General features: G+C 55.4%; 17 protein-coding genes. 4 read left to right on the top strand and 13 right to left on the bottom strand.

The annotated features are described in order from the left end of the window. Nucleotides 1–25: 25 nt before the first annotated feature. The 7 genes from ldcA to CAter10_RS14530 form a co-directional block, all read right to left on the bottom strand. On the bottom strand, nucleotides 26–961 hold the full coding sequence (gene ldcA, locus CAter10_RS14500; protein ID WP_061533958.1) for a muramoyltetrapeptide carboxypeptidase: 936 nt from the start codon (nucleotides 959–961) through the stop codon (nucleotides 26–28). Then, nucleotides 958–1,425 carry a tRNA adenosine(34) deaminase TadA gene (gene tadA, locus CAter10_RS14505; RefSeq protein WP_061533959.1) on the bottom strand — a complete coding sequence of 156 codons (468 nt, stop codon included), beginning with the start codon at nucleotides 1,423–1,425 and terminating at the stop codon, nucleotides 958–960. Before tadA ends, ldcA begins: the two co-directional genes overlap by 4 nt. Nucleotides 1,426–1,449: 24 nt before the next feature. After that, nucleotides 1,450–1,899: a 6-carboxytetrahydropterin synthase QueD gene (queD, locus tag CAter10_RS14510; RefSeq protein ID WP_061533960.1), complete on the bottom strand. Its 450-nt coding sequence runs from the start codon at nucleotides 1,897–1,899 to the stop codon at nucleotides 1,450–1,452. A gap of 34 nt (nucleotides 1,900–1,933) precedes the next feature. Continuing rightward, on the bottom strand, nucleotides 1,934–2,569 hold the full coding sequence (gene queE / locus CAter10_RS14515; protein WP_061533961.1) for a 7-carboxy-7-deazaguanine synthase: 636 nt from the start codon (nucleotides 2,567–2,569) through the stop codon (nucleotides 1,934–1,936). Nucleotides 2,570–2,811: 242 nt separating this feature from the next. Beyond that, on the bottom strand, nucleotides 2,812–3,387 hold the full coding sequence (locus CAter10_RS14520; RefSeq protein ID WP_061533962.1) for a 2'-5' RNA ligase family protein: 576 nt from the start codon (nucleotides 3,385–3,387) through the stop codon (nucleotides 2,812–2,814). Nucleotides 3,388–3,532: 145 nt separating this feature from the next. Beyond that, on the bottom strand, nucleotides 3,533–4,564 hold the full coding sequence (locus tag CAter10_RS14525) for a phospholipase A (RefSeq protein ID WP_061533963.1): 1,032 nt from the start codon (nucleotides 4,562–4,564) through the stop codon (nucleotides 3,533–3,535). A 213-nt stretch (nucleotides 4,565–4,777) separates the two neighbouring features. Continuing rightward, nucleotides 4,778–4,978, bottom strand: a complete 201-nt coding sequence (locus CAter10_RS14530; RefSeq protein WP_061533964.1) for a hypothetical protein — start codon at nucleotides 4,976–4,978, stop codon at nucleotides 4,778–4,780. Nucleotides 4,979–5,590: 612 nt separating this feature from the next. On the opposite strand from CAter10_RS14530, the gene CAter10_RS14535 reads away from it, so the two are divergent. Next, nucleotides 5,591–6,049, top strand: a complete 459-nt coding sequence (locus CAter10_RS14535; RefSeq protein ID WP_231878986.1) for a VOC family protein — start codon at nucleotides 5,591–5,593, stop codon at nucleotides 6,047–6,049. A 1,071-nt stretch (nucleotides 6,050–7,120) separates the two neighbouring features. Here the strand turns inward: CAter10_RS14535 and guaA are convergent. Beyond that, nucleotides 7,121–8,701 (bottom strand): glutamine-hydrolyzing GMP synthase, encoded by a 1,581-nt coding sequence (gene guaA, locus CAter10_RS14545; protein WP_061533966.1) that lies wholly within the window; start codon nucleotides 8,699–8,701, stop codon nucleotides 7,121–7,123. 106 nt (nucleotides 8,702–8,807) lie between these two features. Further along, a complete protein-coding gene (guaB, locus tag CAter10_RS14550; protein ID WP_061533967.1) occupies nucleotides 8,808–10,268 on the bottom strand; it encodes an IMP dehydrogenase in 1,461 nt (486 codons plus the stop codon). A gap of 175 nt (nucleotides 10,269–10,443) precedes the next feature. On the opposite strand from guaB, the gene CAter10_RS14555 reads away from it, so the two are divergent. Beyond that, nucleotides 10,444–10,956 carry a hypothetical protein gene (locus CAter10_RS14555; RefSeq protein ID WP_061533968.1) on the top strand — a complete coding sequence of 171 codons (513 nt, stop codon included), beginning with the start codon at nucleotides 10,444–10,446 and terminating at the stop codon, nucleotides 10,954–10,956. A gap of 36 nt (nucleotides 10,957–10,992) precedes the next feature. On the opposite strand, the gene CAter10_RS14560 is transcribed toward CAter10_RS14555, so the two are convergent. Then, nucleotides 10,993–11,319, bottom strand: a complete 327-nt coding sequence (locus tag CAter10_RS14560) for an RnfH family protein (RefSeq protein WP_061533969.1) — start codon at nucleotides 11,317–11,319, stop codon at nucleotides 10,993–10,995. After that, a complete protein-coding gene (locus CAter10_RS14565) occupies nucleotides 11,312–11,752 on the bottom strand; it encodes a type II toxin-antitoxin system RatA family toxin (RefSeq protein ID WP_061533970.1) in 441 nt (146 codons plus the stop codon). The genes CAter10_RS14560 and CAter10_RS14565 overlap by 8 nt, the downstream gene beginning before the upstream one ends. 67 nt (nucleotides 11,753–11,819) lie before the next feature. Here CAter10_RS14565 and smpB point away from each other — a divergent pair, with 67 nt between their 5' ends. After that, a complete protein-coding gene (smpB, locus tag CAter10_RS14570; RefSeq protein WP_061533971.1) occupies nucleotides 11,820–12,269 on the top strand; it encodes an SsrA-binding protein SmpB in 450 nt (149 codons plus the stop codon). Nucleotides 12,270–12,338: 69 nt separating this feature from the next. On the opposite strand, the gene CAter10_RS14575 is transcribed toward smpB, so the two are convergent. Together CAter10_RS14575 and CAter10_RS14580 are read right to left on the bottom strand one after the other, a co-directional pair. Beyond that, nucleotides 12,339–13,259, bottom strand: a complete 921-nt coding sequence (locus CAter10_RS14575) for an SPFH domain-containing protein (RefSeq protein WP_061533972.1) — start codon at nucleotides 13,257–13,259, stop codon at nucleotides 12,339–12,341. A gap of 114 nt (nucleotides 13,260–13,373) precedes the next feature. After that, the gene (locus tag CAter10_RS14580) at nucleotides 13,374–13,808 is read right to left on the bottom strand and encodes an NfeD family protein (protein WP_335340160.1); all 435 of its coding nucleotides are present in this window, start codon (nucleotides 13,806–13,808) and stop codon (nucleotides 13,374–13,376) included. 173 nt (nucleotides 13,809–13,981) lie between these two features. On the opposite strand from CAter10_RS14580, the gene CAter10_RS14585 reads away from it, so the two are divergent. Further along, a complete protein-coding gene (locus CAter10_RS14585) occupies nucleotides 13,982–15,805 on the top strand; it encodes a tetratricopeptide repeat protein (protein ID WP_061533973.1) in 1,824 nt (607 codons plus the stop codon).

A 15,805-nucleotide genomic window follows, 5' to 3' on the forward strand; every position in this document is an offset into this window, starting at 1 on the left:
GCGCGTAACCGGCAGAGCAATGCAATCAGGATATCAAGGTGAGGGGGTGCTGAAAACTCAGCTGAAACCCGTTCGACTCCGAACGCAGCTCAGCCTGTACGCCAACCGGCAGCGTTACCTTGTCGCGGATATGGCCGAATGGCAGGCCGGTGAGGACCGGCACCGATACATGGGCGCGCAAAAAAGCCAGCATGGCGTCGAAGTCGTAGCCATTGTCATGCGGCGCCAAGCGATACTCGGAAAAATCGCCCAGTACGACCGCCTGCTGGCGGCCCAGGATACCGGCATACTGCAGCTGCAGCATCATCCGCTCAATGCGGTAGGGATGTTCGCCGATATCTTCCAGGAACAGAATGCCGTCTTCGATTTGCGGCAAATAAGGCGTGCCAAGCAGATGCGTCAGCATCGCCAGGTTGCCGCCCCAGAGCGTGCCGCTGACGCGCACATCGGGATTGTTGGCAGCCGCAAATTGCAATACTTGATCCGGTTGGCGCACGCATTGCCAGAAATGCCACATCGTGAACTCGCTCAGCTCGGCAGCGCCAAAATCGCTGCACAACATCGGGCCAGCCAGGCTTGGCGCTCCGGTCTGCGCGAGCAGTGCCAGGTGCAACGCCGTGACATCGCTATGGCCGACGAAGATTTTCTTGCTGGCGGCAAGGCGGCGCATGTCCAGCAGCGGCAACAACCGCGACATGCCGTAACTGCCGCGCAACGCCAGCACGATCTGCACTTGCGGATTATCGATCGCCTCGTAAATCTGCCCTACGCGCGCCGCATCGGTGCCGCCGAAGCGTTGATATTTTGCCGCTGGATCGTAGTAGTCGTAGACCACGCAACCCTGACGCTGCAGAGCCAGGATGCCGCGCGCCAGCGCCTGTTCGTCGGGGGCGTAACCACCAGGGGCAATCAGCGCCACGCCGATGGATTGTTTTGGTTGTGCTTGAATGGATTCGGTCACGATTGTTTTTGTTGGGCTTGCCGACGTTCGGCGAAAAATTCCTTGAGTAGTGTGCCACACTCGTCGGCCAGCACGCCAGCGGTCAGCTCGGTGTGATGATTCAATTTTTCCTGTTCGAACAAGTTCAGCACCGAACCGCAAGCACCGGTCTTCGGATCGCTGGCGCCGTAGATCACGCGCGCTAGACGCGCATGCATCATGGCGCCGGCGCACATCGCGCAGGGCTCCAATGTCACATACAGTTCACAACCAGGGAGGCGATAGTTGCCGAGAATGGTCGAAGCTGCGCGCAACGCCATGATTTCGGCGTGCGCAGTCGGATCGTGGTTGCCGATCGGCTGGTTGAAGCCAGTCGCGATGACCTGGCCATCTTTCACCACTAGTGCGCCTACCGGCACCTCCCCCAGGGCCCACGCATTACGGGCTTGGGAAATGGCTTGTTGCATATAAATCGCGTCACGCATGGGCAGTGTAAAAATAATCAGCTATCAACGGTCTTCGGAAATCTCGGCCCAGCAATTCGGGGTTTCGTGCAGCACCAGTTTTTGCAGGTGCAGGCCGGTGCCGTAGTGATCCTTGTACGCGGCCTTGAGGATATCGTATGCAGTGCGCGCCAGGTTTTCGACGGTCGGTATGCGATCGATAATGACGGTTTTGTGATTCGGCAGCGTCGCCAGGAAATCGCGCACTGCCGTGTCTTTTTCGTAGACCAGGAAAGCATGGTCCCAGACATCCACCAGATGCTGCTTGGCCAGTGTCTTGATGTCCGAGAAATCCATGATCATGCCGTTGTCGGAACTGCCCTCGACTTCGATGACGGCGCCGACCAGCGTGATTTCCAGCGTATAGCGATGGCCGTGCAGATTGCGGCACTGGCTCTTGTGATCGGGAATCCGGTGGCCGGCGTCAAATTCGAGTTTGCGGGTGATGGTAAGCATAAATAATGGGTTCTCAATAAAATCTGAAATCGGTTCAAGGAATCTGCAGCAGCTTGTGGGTCTGCAAGCTCAACTTCCATTTCGGATTGCGCTTGCAGGTTTCGATCGCCAACTCCAGATTGTGCGCCAGTTGCGGGCCATCCATTGCCTGCACATAGAAATGTTCGAAATCAAGCGATTCGTATGCAGCCAGCGATTGGCCGATTTGCGGAATCACCACTTTCAACTCATTGCCCTTGCGCAGCTTCAACACCGAACCCATCTTCGGACTGACGCAAATCCAATCAATACCAGACGGCGGCTCCAGCGTGCCATTGGTCTCGATCGCAATCTCGAAACCTGCTGCATGCATGCTGTCGATCAGCGCAGCATCCAGCTGCAGCAAGGGTTCACCGCCGGTGAACACGACGAATTTGCTGGCAGCGTAGGTAGCCGGCCACAATGCATTGATCGTTTGCGCCAGCGATTCGCCATCCTTGAACTTGCCGCCGCCCTCGCCGTCTGTACCAACAAAATCGGTATCGCAAAATTGGCACACCGCGCTGCTGCGATCTTCTTCGCGGCCAGTCCACAGATTGCAGCCGCTGAAGCGGCAAAACACTGCAGGACGGCCGGCGTGGGTGCCCTCGCCTTGCAATGTGTAAAAAATTTCCTTGATGCTGTAGGTCACGGCGCTTCTCGCATAGTTTCGTCAGCCTCGGCTATCCGCCTGGATATCGGGTTAGACACAGTCAATACTCGCAGTTTTTCGTCGTTTTCACTATCAAAAACAACGTTTTTTGCTGGTGTGGGAGATAGGTCGAGTAGCAGGAAAGCCGCTTTTCTGCCAAAAATCCTCGGCAATTTTCGACCCAACCCTCAATTTTAGCGCAAAACGGCTATTTCCGCGTTACCAAGACCGGATCCGAAATCTCAGGACTGTAGCGGCCAGCGTGCCAGTGTCACGTGGCGGCTACGTCCAAGCAGGCTGTGCACCAGCGCAAATTCTTGCACCGTCCAACGGATAGACTCGACGACACGTGGCGGAACCCTATACTTGTTGTACAACAAAGTGATGTGAGGCGTGTAATGCGAATTTGCGCTTCTGATGCCCGCTTTTTGCAAGACTTTGACGAGCGTCCGCTGGAACGCTGTCAACGTTGCATTGCTATCGCTATCCCCATCGCCGCCCACCAGAACCAAAGGGTAATTGCGCGGCCGGCCATGGAAACTCACCACACGTTCAAACACCACATCGAACGGCTCCGCCCTGACGTTTGCCGCTGCGCTCATCGCGGTAGCAACGACATCCTGAGGCAACTCTAGGTAATCGCCCAGGTGGCTCAAGGTGACATGCACGCGGTCGACGCCGATCAAGCGGCCTGTGAGTCCCAACTCCTCCCGCAGCAGCCGGCCCTGCCTGACGATGGCAGTCCCTGCGTCGGCAGCGGGGATCAGCGCAAAGAACAGGCGATCTGTCGGCCGCGGCGGCGCATCGAAACCTGGCAAAAAAACTGTTCATGCATATGGCGTACGCCTTCGCGAAACAGACGACATGAAAGAAAAGGAATATTAGTTTACGCTTTTCTCGCGCAGCGACGGCAGGCATCAGAAATCCTACTTACACAAGATCGGCCATATGCAACCCCGCATACTAGAAATCGATCAGGAAACCCGCTCCAATGGATTTTTGTGAATAGTTGTAATCGATCAGGCTTTCGCCATAACCGGAAAACAGGTGCACGTACCCCTTCAGGTTAGTCGTAACCGGAAATGCCCAGCTCGCGTCAAGCGCACCGTGTCCAGTCTGGAAATTGCGCCGCGCAAGCAATGAGTACTCGTAACCGTCCTGACGATATGTGGCGCGCACATCACCGTGCCCCATGTAGTCAACAATGTCGATATTGTCGTTGTTCGCTACCGCATTATCCAGCCGCTTCCAGATTCTGGCCGACAGGGCCAGGTTGCCGTATTCGGCGCCCAGCTCAGTATAGAAGCGGTTCCAGCTGCGCGATAACGTCGAGGATTGGCCGTTGGACTGATGCACCAGTCCAACATTGAGATAGCGCAAATTGAAATCGCCGATACCGGCATGCAATGGCAGCACCGCGATCAGTTCGGGCTGGTAATTGGTTTCGCGAAACGGGCTGGAATTGGCGCGGTTGTAGGCTTGCCAAAAGCTTTGCTGGGTATAGGCTAGCCACAGGTCAACCGGACTATTGGCGATATCTTCCGCCATCTTCATCTTGAAACTGAGTTGATATGTCAGCTCAGTGCGCTGCGGCTTGAGCCCATTGGCCTCACCATTGGCGAACGGCGCGTCATTGGTCGACGTGCTGTAATTCGCCAGCAGCACATAATTGTTCAAATAGGATTTCAGCGCGAACACGCCGCGCTTGGAATCCGGATCAAGCTCCCAACGTTGCACCGTCTGCGAAATCGGTGATGCACTCGGCTTTGCTGCGACAACCGCCGATGGCGGCACAATTGGCGCAACGTTGGCTTCGACGGCAGGAACCGGCGCTTCCGCCGTTGCCTTGGCCAAGGCATCAAAGCATCCCAGGCGCGCACTGGCGTCTGCCAAAGCTGAGCAATGCGCCAACTGCTGCTCCAACTCGCCTGCATGCGATAATGCCGAGGAAACGCAAGCTAGGGAAAACAGGATTTTTTTTATGTTCTTTGTCATGGTAATTTCAAAAAAACTACGCGACCATCGGCACGACAGTCGCATTCCAAGAAACCAATAAAAAGCCCGCATTCACGCGGGCTTTCAGAAACTTTTTACTTTTTTTCCATTGGAAATATCAAGCACCCAGCATTTAATTAGCCTTTACGCTCGGCGCTATCGCAAATACCGTCGCCAGTTTTTTGAACGTTGATCCCAAGCGATAGCATTGACTTAGCCCTCTTTGACTTCAGAACCAAGAACCTCCGTGGAACAGAGCGAAGAAAAACAAAAAAATCCGCCAAGTGAAATGAGGCCAAATGCTTTCGCAGTAAAACTCGGCATCAAAAAATACCAAGTAACCGCAACCAGCAATGTGACGACAAATACAGCAATCGCACAATTTGTATCGCGCTGCTTCTGTCCGCCGCCCATTTTTCCTCTTTCATGAGGCGTGTTGAGCAAGCACGATACACCAATTACATATGATTCGAAAGAATGGGATGTGAGATCGCGATGTATTCTGGCTCAGAATAGTACTGCTTCCCTCTGGCTGAACCATAGCCAAAGGGCTCGCCTCCAAACTGGGGCAGTTTTCGGCGTGAATCAATAATAGACAACGATAACGAACGAGGAAAAGCAATCAAATGGCCAGCATTGAACGCCGGTTAGAGCGTAGACAATTAAAAAACGACGTCCCGAATGTATAGCTAACCCACACGCGACATAAAAACGTCTCGATATCAACGTCGAGCATTAGTAAACGCCACCGAGATGTGCCATTGGCAGCCCGCGGCAAGAAGCGTGACGCACGAATTTTCGCTTGTATCGCGCCAAATGCCCGTGCTATATTTCAAACCGCTGCACCGCAGCCGTAAGCGTTTACGTCAACCAACGCCCATAGGACCATTCCCATTCACCAATGGAGGGATGCGTTCCGGGGCTTGCGTTCGTACTTCGCTTGCAACGGTTTTGCCGCAATCACCTCGCGGCGCGCTCCTCGCCCCCATCGTTCGGGCATGGCTCCTCATTTATCAGAGGTCAATCATGTTTTCCGTAAATCAGACGATGAAATTCAATCACATCAGTTTCCCATCCTCGGACGTGGACGCGACGGCCAAGTTCTTCGAACAGCATCTCGGCTGCACCATTTCTTCATTCGGCGGCTCCAGGATTGTCAAGCGGCACGACTTCGACATCGTCGTTGACGGCAGCGGCATGCGCGCCGTCGAATGGCCCGAGAATTTCCACATCGGGTTCGAAGTGCCAACAGCGCAGGACGTTGTTGATCTTTACGAGCAGTTCCGTGCTGCCGGTGCGGAGCTCGCTACCGGCGTGTTACGGCACGCCAGGGGTTCGCGGTTCTTCTGCGTGATCCCCGGCGGCGTGCAGGTTGAAATCAATACGAGGGAGGATGCTGCCGAACAGTATCGTGCTTCGTTCGGTCGCTATCAAACGGCAGAGGGCAGCGATCTTTCAGAAAATCAGGCGGCAGAAAAGTCTTAAAATCGAGCAAGGCGAAACCAGCCATCCGCCGGCTTCTTTGGACGTGTAGCGCAAATTGCCTGCGTACATCAAGAGGGAAAGATCGGCCGGTGTATCACTACACGGCCCGGCCTCTGCTTGGTTTTAGTGTGGCCGATCAAACATTGATTCGCGCCTCATTGCTGCGTCATTTGAACACGTTCTGATGACCGAATCAAACCGTCTCGACGGTCTTAATACTCGCACCGTCGAGTCCCTCAATTTCTGCCATGCAAATGTAATTGACTTCGGAAATTCAACTGTTTGATGCGGCTATTTATTAACGTATGCCCAACGGTTAGATATATTGAGCGGCTTATTATGCGATAAAGCTCTTGTACGAATGGCAGCGTAGCGCACTGCGTTTTTATAGCTGATACAAACATTCGGCGAACTATCGATTAGTGTCAGCAGACTCTTTCGAAATGCTCGCAAACTAACAAAAGAATCATTGTCGTCAAGAACGATCAACGTCTCAAATGCTTCATTTACGATGTTGTTGATTTGGACGGTAGTCTCAATGCCGTTGAGTGCCATAACTGCGGCCCTGTGAATTTCCACCGTATACCTATGGATTAAATTCCTGTTTAAATGTTTCATTACGAAATCCCCCCAAATATGGCAACAAACCGTCAAGAAACTTTTGCTTTTATTGAGTGATATCGTAGGAGATGAGATTTACTTCGCATAGCAAAAAATTGCTCATTTTTCAATAGTTATCAATTCCCGCTTGGCAACAATTCATATCTTTCCATCAAGGAAGACTAGGGTCAGGTTTTGCAATGACACATCACCACAACTCCGCGTCAAAAATTGAGCGCTGATTGTTCACTCTGAAACATAAAATGTGTGATTGCAAAACCCGACCTCTCAGGACGTTGCTCCGCAGCGCCTACTACCTAAGCCGGCGGCCGTAAACAACGCCTGATCAGCCATTTGAATACCCCCACGTAGGCGCCACTGCGAATGCCGAACAAAAGCAAAAAAGCCCGCATTTACGCGGGCTTTCAAGCATTTTCTACTTTTGAGTGCTAGCGAGTGCTAGACATCCGATCATTCCCACTCAATCGTCGCAGGCGGCTTCCCGGAAATATCGTAAACCACACGATTGATGCCACGTACTTCATTGATGATGCGGTTCGATACACGACCCAGCAACTCGTGCGGCAGATGCGCCCAGTGTGCTGTCATGAAATCCTGGGTCTGCACTGCGCGCAGCGCCACTACGTATTCGTAGGTGCGGCCGTCGCCCATCACGCCGACTGATTTGACCGGCAGGAAAACCGCGAAGGCCTGACTGGTCTTGTCGTACCAGGATTGGTCGTTGTCGTCCTTGGTGTTGCGCAACTCTTCGATGAAGATGGCATCGGCACGGCGCAGCAGGTCAGCGAATTCCTTTTTGACTTCACCCAGGATGCGCACACCCAGGCCTGGGCCTGGAAATGGATGGCGATATACCATCGCGTGCGGCAGGCCGAGCGCGACGCCCAGCTTGCGCACTTCGTCCTTGAACAGTTCGCGCAACGGCTCCAGCAGCTTCAGGTTCAGGGTTTCCGGCAAGCCGCCTACGTTGTGGTGGCTCTTGATGGTGTGTGCGGCGTTCTTGCCCTTGCCGGCGCTTTCGATCACGTCGGGATAAATCGTGCCTTGCGCCAGCCATTTGGCATTCTTCAGCTTGGCCGATTCGACCTGGAACACTTCGACAAACTCGCGGCCGATGATCTTGCGCTTGGCTTCCGGATCGGTCACGCCGGCCAGGTGGCCCATGAACTGTGCGGTAGCGTCGACGTGGATCACTTTGACGCCGAGATTCTGGGCGAACATCTCCATGACCATCTTGCCTTCATCGAGGCGCAGCAGGCCGTGGTCGACGAATACGCAGGTCAGCTGGTCGCCGATGGCACGATGGATCAATGCTGCGGCAACGCTGCTGTCGACGCCGCCGGACAAGCCCAGGATCACTTCGTCGCTGCCAACCTGCTTGCGGATCGACTCCACCGCTTCAGCGATGTAGTCAGGCATGTTCCAGTCTGGCTTACAGCCGCAGATATCGACCACGAAGCGCTTCAGGATCGCTTCGCCTTGCTCGGTGTGGGTCACTTCCGGATGGAACTGCACCGCATAGAATTTGCGCTCTTCGTCAGCCATGCCGGCGATCGGGCAATTCGGGGTTGAGGCCATCAACTTGAAGCCTGGCGGCATGTCGTTGACCTTGTCGCCATGGCTCATCCAGACCTTCAGCATTGCATGCGAATCCGGTGTGACGAAGTCGCTGATATCCTTCAGCAGCGCGGTGTGACCACGTGCCCGTACTTCGGCGTAGCCGAATTCCCGGACCTTACCCATCTCGACCTTGCCGCCCAATTGCTCAGCCATGGTCTGCATGCCGTAGCAGATGCCGAATACCGGCACGCCCAGCTCGAATACCGCCTGCGGCGCGCGCGGCGTGTCGCCATCGGTGACGCTGTTGGGACCACCCGACAAAATCACGCCGGCAGCACCGTAGCTGCGGATGAATTCGTCGGACACATCGTAAGGATAGACCTCAGAAAATACGCCAGCTTCGCGCACGCGGCGTGCGATCAGTTGGGTTACCTGGGAGCCGAAATCGAGGATGAGGATTTTTGAGTGCATGGTGGCTGATTTAGCAAAAAATGAGAATCTTTAAAGTGCTCGCGCCACCGGCGGTATTCCCGCAGGTGGCGCGTTCCTGGACTAGATCAAGGCGCAAATCCAACTATCAATCGGTCCGATAGTTAGGTGCTTCCTTGGTAATCTGGACGTCATGGACATGCGATTCGCGCATGCCGGCCGAGGTGATTTCCACGAACTCGGCTTTTTCGCGCAACTCGTCGATCGTCGCGCAACCGCAGTAACCCATGGAAGAGCGCACGCCACCGATCAATTGATACAGGATCGTCAGGACGCTGCCTTTGTAGGGAACCCGGCCTTCGATACCCTCAGGAACGAACTTGTCAGCCTTGTTGGCGGAGTCCTGGAAATAGCGGTCAGCCGAACCATCCGACATCGCGCCCAGGCTGCCCATGCCGCGATACGACTTGTAGCTGCGGCCCTGGAACAGGATCACTTCGCCTGGCGCTTCTTCAGTGCCCGCGAACATGCTGCCCATCATCACGGTCGATGCGCCGGCGGCCAACGCCTTGGCGATGTCGCCCGAGAAACGGATACCGCCGTCGGCGATACATGGAATACCAGTGCCCTTAAGCGCTTGCGCCACGTTGGAGATCGCAGAAATCTGCGGCACGCCTACACCGGCGACGATGCGCGTGGTGCAGATCGAACCAGGACCGATACCGACCTTGACGCCGTCGGCGCCGTGGTCTGCCAACGCCTTGGCGGCAGCAGCGGTAGCGATATTGCCGCCGATGACTTCAACCTGCGGGAAATTCTGCTTGACCCACTTGACGCGATCCAGCACGCCCTTGGAGTGGCCATGCGCGGTATCAACCACGATGACGTCGACGCCGGCTTTCACCAGCAGTTCGATGCGTTCTTCGTTATCAGCGCCGACACCAACTGCCGCGCCTACGCGCAGCTTGCCCTGGCTGTCCTTGGAGGCCAGCGGATGCGATGTCGATTTCTGGATATCCTTCACCGTGATCAGGCCGCGCAGCTCGAAAGCATCGTTGACCACCATTACGCGTTCCAGGCGGTGCTTGTTCATCAGGCGCTTGGCTTCCGATAGATCGGCGCCGTCCTTGACGTAGACCAGCTTATCGCGCGGGGTCATCTTGGCGCTGACTTCGGCGTCCAGTTCTTCTTCAAAACGCAGGTCGCGGTTGGTGATGATGCCGACCAGACGATTGCCTTCGACCACCGGGAAACCGCTGATGCCATGCAATTCAGACAATGCCATCACTTCGCGGATGCGCATATTAGGCGGGATCGTGATCGGATCGCGCACCACGCCGGATTCGAAACGCTTGACCTTGGAAACTTCGCGCGCCTGTTCCTGCGCGGTCAGATTCTTGTGGATGATGCCGATGCCGCCCTCTTGCGCCATGGCGATAGCCAGCCGCGCTTCAGTCACGGTATCCATCGCAGCCGACAACAACGGAATGTTGATATCGATATTGCGGGACAGACGTGTTTTGAGGGTAGTGTCTTTGGGGAGGACGTCCGAATAAGCCGGAACCAACAGCACGTCATCGAACGTGAGTGCTTTTTGAAGTAGACGCATAGTTTTTCCTATAGGCGCAAAACCGAATTATACAGAAATCTGCGCAAGTCGCCTAACGCCACGCAAAACTGGCAAAATATTTCCACAAAGCACTATCGTTTGATTGACATGGGGTGCAAAACATGGCGAAATCTCCGCTCTGTCAATCTCCTGCCAATGCGCCCAAGGACAAGCAATGAAAGTGATCCGCCTGAAACAGGTTTTTTCCACCGCTGCAGCGCTGGCCTTGCTCGGCATCGCAACTTCTGCCCTGGCGCAATTCGTGTGGCTGGATGAAAAAGGCGTGAAACAGTATTCGGACATGCCGCCACCGGCCTCGGTGCCGAACAAACGCATCCTGAAATCGCCAGGCCACAGCCTGCCGCGTGGCAATGACGCCGAACAGGCCGACGCCGGCACCGACAGCAAGTCCGACGCAAAAGCGCCGCCTACCATTGCCGATCAAAATGCAGCATTCCAGAAACGCAAGGTTGAACAAGCGGAAAAAGACAAGAAAGCCGCCCAGGAAGCCAAGCAGAAAGCCGACAAGACCGCCAATTGCGCCAATGCGCGTGCAAACCAGCGCACGCTGGACTCCGGCGCACGCATCGCCCAGACTGACGCCAACGGCCAGCGTTCATACATCAATGACGAGCAACGCGCGCAACAAACCCAGGAAAACAGACGGATCCTGGACGATTGCCAATAAATCGGGATACTTGCAGCTTGCGAAGAAGCCCGCTTGTCAGCGGGATTTTTTGTCGGCGCGCTTGCGGCGCGACTCCATCGGATCGGCAATCAGCGGCCGGTAAATTTCGATGCGGTCGCGATCCCTCAGCACCGTATCGAGCGTTTTCAGCTTGCCATAGATGCCAACCCGCCAGCAGGTCAAATCGATTTCCCGCATTTCCTGCAGCAAGCCGCTGCGCTTGATGCCCTCATGCAGCAACGTCCCCGCCGGCACTTCCAGCTCACGCAGCACCTGCAGCTCAGGCGTGGCGTAACAGACCTGTATCCGAATCGCGGAGAGGGTGGTGACACCACCATCGTTGTTTGCAGCCGCCTCAGTCATGATGACCGTAGACCGCATCGGCGCGCTTGCAGAATGAATCGACAAAGCTGTTGGCGATCATGCTGAACACCGGGCCGATCAGCTTTTCAAGGATCCGGTTGGAAAATTCGTAGTGCAGATCGAACTCGATTTTGCAGGCATCGGCGCGCAGCGCCTTGAAACTCCAGTTGCCGTCGAGGTGCTTGAACGGCCCCTCCAGCAAGCGCATCTGCATCGCCACCGGCGGCGTATTGCTGTTTTCCGTCGTAAACGATTGCTTGATACCGTGGTAATGTATGTTCAGCGTCGCCACCAACCTGCCCTCGGCACGTTCACGGACCTCAACACCGCCGCACCACGGCAGGAATTGCGGGTAATCCTCGACCCGATCGACCAACGCGAACATCTGTTCGGCGCTGTATCCCAAAAGTACCGTTTTATGCACTACTGCCATTGAATATCAACCGTTTGATAGAATCACAACTTGAAATTTTAACCGACCTGCGCGATTTTCCTAATACATGAGCATTATTGATAATAAAAAAGCCTTCCACGACTACTTCATCGAAGAGCGTTACGAAGCAGGCATGGAGCTGCACGGCTGGGAAGTCAAGGCAATCCGCGCCGGGCGCGCCCAGCTGAAAGAAGCCTACGTGATCGTCCGCAACGGCGAAGTATTCCTGTTCGGCGCCCATATCAGCGCCCTCCTCAGCGCCTCCACCCACGTCCATCCGGAAGCGGTACGGACCCGCAAGCTATTGCTGCACGCCGAAGAAATCAAGAAACTGATTGGCAAGGTTGAACGTTCCGGCTATACGCTGGTGCCAATCAACCTGCATTACCTGCGCGGCCGTATCAAATGCGAGATCGGGCTGGCGAAGGGCAAGAAGCAACATGACAAGCGTGCCACAGAGCGCGAACGTGATGGCCAGCGCGAAGTCGCCGCAGCAATGAAACAGCATCGCCGTTAAATCATTTCCTTAAAAAAACAGCCCCGGCGCAACTGACGTTGGCCGGGCTGTTTTTTTTACCATCTTGGCTTAAGACTTGCCACCCTGCGATTTCACCACTTGCATGGCGGTTGCAATCAATCCGCTCATGTCGCCCAGGTTAGCCGGCACGATGATCGAATTATTGGTTTTCGCCAGTTGGCCGAACGCCGCCACATACTGCTCCGCCACTTTCAGGTTGACTGCATCTGAACCGCCCGGCGACTGGATTGCTGCCGCCGTTTTACGGATCGCCTCAGCGCTCGCCTCCGCAATTGACAGGATCGCAGCCGCCTGACCTTGTGCGCGGTTGATGGAAGCCTGCTTTTCACCTTCCGACTTGGCGATCGACGCTTCGCGTTCGCCAGTGGCGATATTGATCTGTTCCTGTTTGCGGCCTTCCGACGCCGCGATCAGCGCCCGCTTCTCACGCTCTGCAGTGATCTGCGCCTGCATCGCATGCAATATTTCCTTCGGTGGAGTCAGGTCCTTGATTTCATAACGCAGCACCTTGACGCCCCAGTTGGCAGCCGATTCATCGATCGCACTGACAATCGTGGTGTTGATGTGGTCGCGCTCTTCAAATGTCTTGTCGAGTTCCATCTTGCCGATCACAGAACGCAAGGTGGTTTGCGCCAGCTGCGTGATTGCGGAAATATAGTTGGACGAGCCATACGAAGCGCGCATCGGATCAGTGATCTGAAAATACAAAATGCCGTCAACTTGCAATTGCGTATTGTCGCGGGTGATACAAACCTGCGGCGGCACATCCAACGGAATTTCCTTCAACACGTGCTTGTAGGCGACGCGATCGATAAACGGCACCACGATGTTCAAGCCAGGCCCCAGTGTCGCGTGATATTTGCCGAGCCGCTCCACCACCCATGCATGCTGTTGCGGCACCACTTTGATCGTCTTGGCGATAAATATGATGGCAATGACCAACAGGATTAACGATACGCTTCCGAACATGATTTTTCCTTATGAATTGAAGACAGGACCATTTGCCAATCCATGGCAAATGATGATGAACATTGGAAAACCGATTAATGCTTGATTAATGCTTATCTGGGGCATTGCCGACGATCAGCCGGCTGCCACGCACTTCGTGAATGACGTAGAGCCCGATTGCGCAACAGCGGACGGCACCAGTTCAACATCCCACATCGCGCCGCGATACTTGACGCGCGCCGTGTACAGGTCTGCAACGCCGGCAGTGCCGCCTTCATGCTGCCATTGGTCGACCATGAGCGATTGGCCGATATCCAGATTGACATTGGGGTCGCGCTCCGCTCGCACCCTCACACGCCGGCCGAACCTGCTGCGCCGCAGAATGTATGTAGCAATGACTGCCACTATCGCAGCAATCAGCAACTGCCACTCGATATCCAGACCTGCCAGCGCAGCAATGCCGCCGGCCGCAAGGCCGATCGCCACCATCAACAAATAAAAGGTGGTGCTGAACAGTTCGAGTACGACCAGCACACCAGCAGCCAACATCCACATCACCCATCCGGCCATATGTCGTTCTCCGTTATGTTGAGTGCACACAGTGTAATCCATTTGACAATGAAAGCGTAGCTATATGCCCGATGCACGATATCCGAATACTGATGCAGCCTTGATGAAGTGCTATGCTCCCATTTTACCCAGCGGAGGATTTCCAGCCGCGGGCCGCTTTCAGCCAGATATCAATGAACTCGATCAATCCTATCCAGCAAGCCTACAAGGATTTCCAGAATGGAAACGCCGATCGCGCCGAGCGGTCGCTGAAGAATATATTAAGCACCCAGCCCGAAAATTTTGACGCCCTGCACATCCTCGGCGTGATATCCGCTGCCACCGGAAAACGCGACGAAGCGATCAGGCTGTTCAAGAAAGCGATCGGACTGGCTGCGAACGATGCTTCGCTGTCCGTACCCCTGCAGTACAAACTGGCCAGGGTACAGTTCGAATCAGGCCGTTTCGACGAGGCGTTGCTGGCTTATGAACACATCCTCTCGACAGGCTACGTCAAGCCGGAAATCCTGTTGGCCAAGACGGTGACGCTGGCCAGCCTTGAACGTTATCAGGAAGCCTTGCATTGCATAGGACAAGCGTTGGCGCACTGGCCAGACTACGCCGATGGCTGGTCGCACCAGGCAGGCATCCTGTACAAGCTAGGGCATTTTGACGAGGCGCTGGGCGACTTTGATCGGGCCATCGCGTTGCAACCGACGATGCCGTATAACTGGTATCAGAAAGGCCTGGCGCTGGACAAGCTGGAGCGCTATGCGGATGCCCTGGACTGCCTCGACCGCGCCGTCACGCTCGATCCTAAGAATCCGGCTCACTGGCTGGACCGCGGCGTCGTCCGCCACAAGCTCGGGCGTTATGTGGAAGCGCTGAGCGATCACGAAACCGGCCTGGCGCTAACACCTCGGAATGCTGAAGCATGGGGTGATCATGGCCTGACGCTGAGCCGCATGCGACGCCACGAAGAAGCCCTCAGCAGCTATGGCAAGGCACTCGGCCTGAAGCGTGACTACCCAGATGTGCTGTCGAATCAATCGCTGTCGCAACTGGTCCTGGGACAATTCGAGCAAGGCTGGCGCAGCTACGAGTATCGCTGGAAAAAAGGCAATGCCGACACCCCGCGCCACACCGATATTCCGCTGTGGCTCGGCGAGCAGCCAATCAGCGGCAAACGCATCCTGCTGTGGTCGGAACAAGGCTTGGGCGACACCATCCATTTTTGCCGGTATGCGCCAATGGTGGCTGCGCTAGGCGCCGACGTGGTACTGGAAGTGGATCCATCGCTCAAGACGATTGCCCAGACCATGGGCAACGGCATCAAGGTGATCGGCATCGGCGAAACGGTGCCGCAAGTCGATTACCAGACACCGTTGATGAGCCTGCCGTTGGTCTTCAAGACCAATCTCGACACGATCCCAGCAACCATTCCGAATGGACACGCCTATTTTCATAGCGATGACGCGAAAGCGCAACGTTGGAAAACGCAACAGAATCTGGCGGAAGGAAAACTGCGGATCGGTCTGGTCTGTTCCGGCAATCCGGGCAACACCAATGACCAGCGCCGTTCGATGGCTCTGGCGGAATTTGCGCCACTGCTGCAATCGGAATCAGCCGATTTCTTCCTGATTCAAAAGGAAGTTCGGGAAGCCGACCTGGCATTCCTGCAACGCACACCCAAACTGCGGCTGTCGGCTGCCGATATCGACGGCTTCGACGACACTGCCGCCATCATCGCCAATCTGGATCTGGTGATCAGCGTAGATACGTCGATCGCCCATCTGGCCGGCGCACTGGGCAAGCCGGTATGGATACTGCTGCCGTGGGTGCCTGACTGGCGCTGGCTGCTGGAGCGCGACGACAGTCCCTGGTATCCCAGCGTCCGGTTGTTCCGGCAGCAACAGGCTGGCGACTGGCAAGACGTGGTTCAGCGCGTGGCAGATGCATTGCAGGTTTGGCAGTCCGTTACAGCGCTTCGCACCAGTTCAAATTTTCAGCCTGACTAA

The sequence above is a fragment of the Collimonas arenae genome (assembly GCF_001584165.1).
Taxonomy (GTDB): domain Bacteria; phylum Pseudomonadota; class Gammaproteobacteria; order Burkholderiales; family Burkholderiaceae_D; genus Collimonas; species Collimonas arenae.

Bases quoted from the DNA above. Each gene is read 5' to 3' on its own strand.
- CAter10_RS14580 (WP_335340160.1), bottom strand. From the start codon at position 13,808: ATGGCCGGATGGGTGATGTGGATGTTGGCTGCTGGTGTGCTGGTCGTA.
- tadA (WP_061533959.1), bottom strand. From the start codon at position 1,425: ATGCGTGACGCGATTTATATGCAACAAGCCATTTCCCAAGCCCGTAAT.
- CAter10_RS14555 (WP_061533968.1), top strand. From the start codon at position 10,444: ATGAAAGTGATCCGCCTGAAACAGGTTTTTTCCACCGCTGCAGCGCTG.
- CAter10_RS14530 (WP_061533964.1), bottom strand. From the start codon at position 4,978: ATGGGCGGCGGACAGAAGCAGCGCGATACAAATTGTGCGATTGCTGTA.
- CAter10_RS14565 (WP_061533970.1), bottom strand. From the start codon at position 11,752: ATGGCAGTAGTGCATAAAACGGTACTTTTGGGATACAGCGCCGAACAG.
- queD (WP_061533960.1), bottom strand. From the start codon at position 1,899: ATGCTTACCATCACCCGCAAACTCGAATTTGACGCCGGCCACCGGATT.
- CAter10_RS14525 (WP_061533963.1), bottom strand. From the start codon at position 4,564: ATGACAAAGAACATAAAAAAAATCCTGTTTTCCCTAGCTTGCGTTTCC.
- guaB (WP_061533967.1), bottom strand. From the start codon at position 10,268: ATGCGTCTACTTCAAAAAGCACTCACGTTCGATGACGTGCTGTTGGTT.
- CAter10_RS14535 (WP_231878986.1), top strand. From the start codon at position 5,591: ATGTTTTCCGTAAATCAGACGATGAAATTCAATCACATCAGTTTCCCA.
- CAter10_RS14560 (WP_061533969.1), bottom strand. From the start codon at position 11,319: ATGACTGAGGCGGCTGCAAACAACGATGGTGGTGTCACCACCCTCTCC.
- smpB (WP_061533971.1), top strand. From the start codon at position 11,820: ATGAGCATTATTGATAATAAAAAAGCCTTCCACGACTACTTCATCGAA.
- CAter10_RS14585 (WP_061533973.1), top strand. From the start codon at position 13,982: ATGAACTCGATCAATCCTATCCAGCAAGCCTACAAGGATTTCCAGAAT.
- CAter10_RS14575 (WP_061533972.1), bottom strand. From the start codon at position 13,259: ATGTTCGGAAGCGTATCGTTAATCCTGTTGGTCATTGCCATCATATTT.
- guaA (WP_061533966.1), bottom strand. From the start codon at position 8,701: ATGCACTCAAAAATCCTCATCCTCGATTTCGGCTCCCAGGTAACCCAA.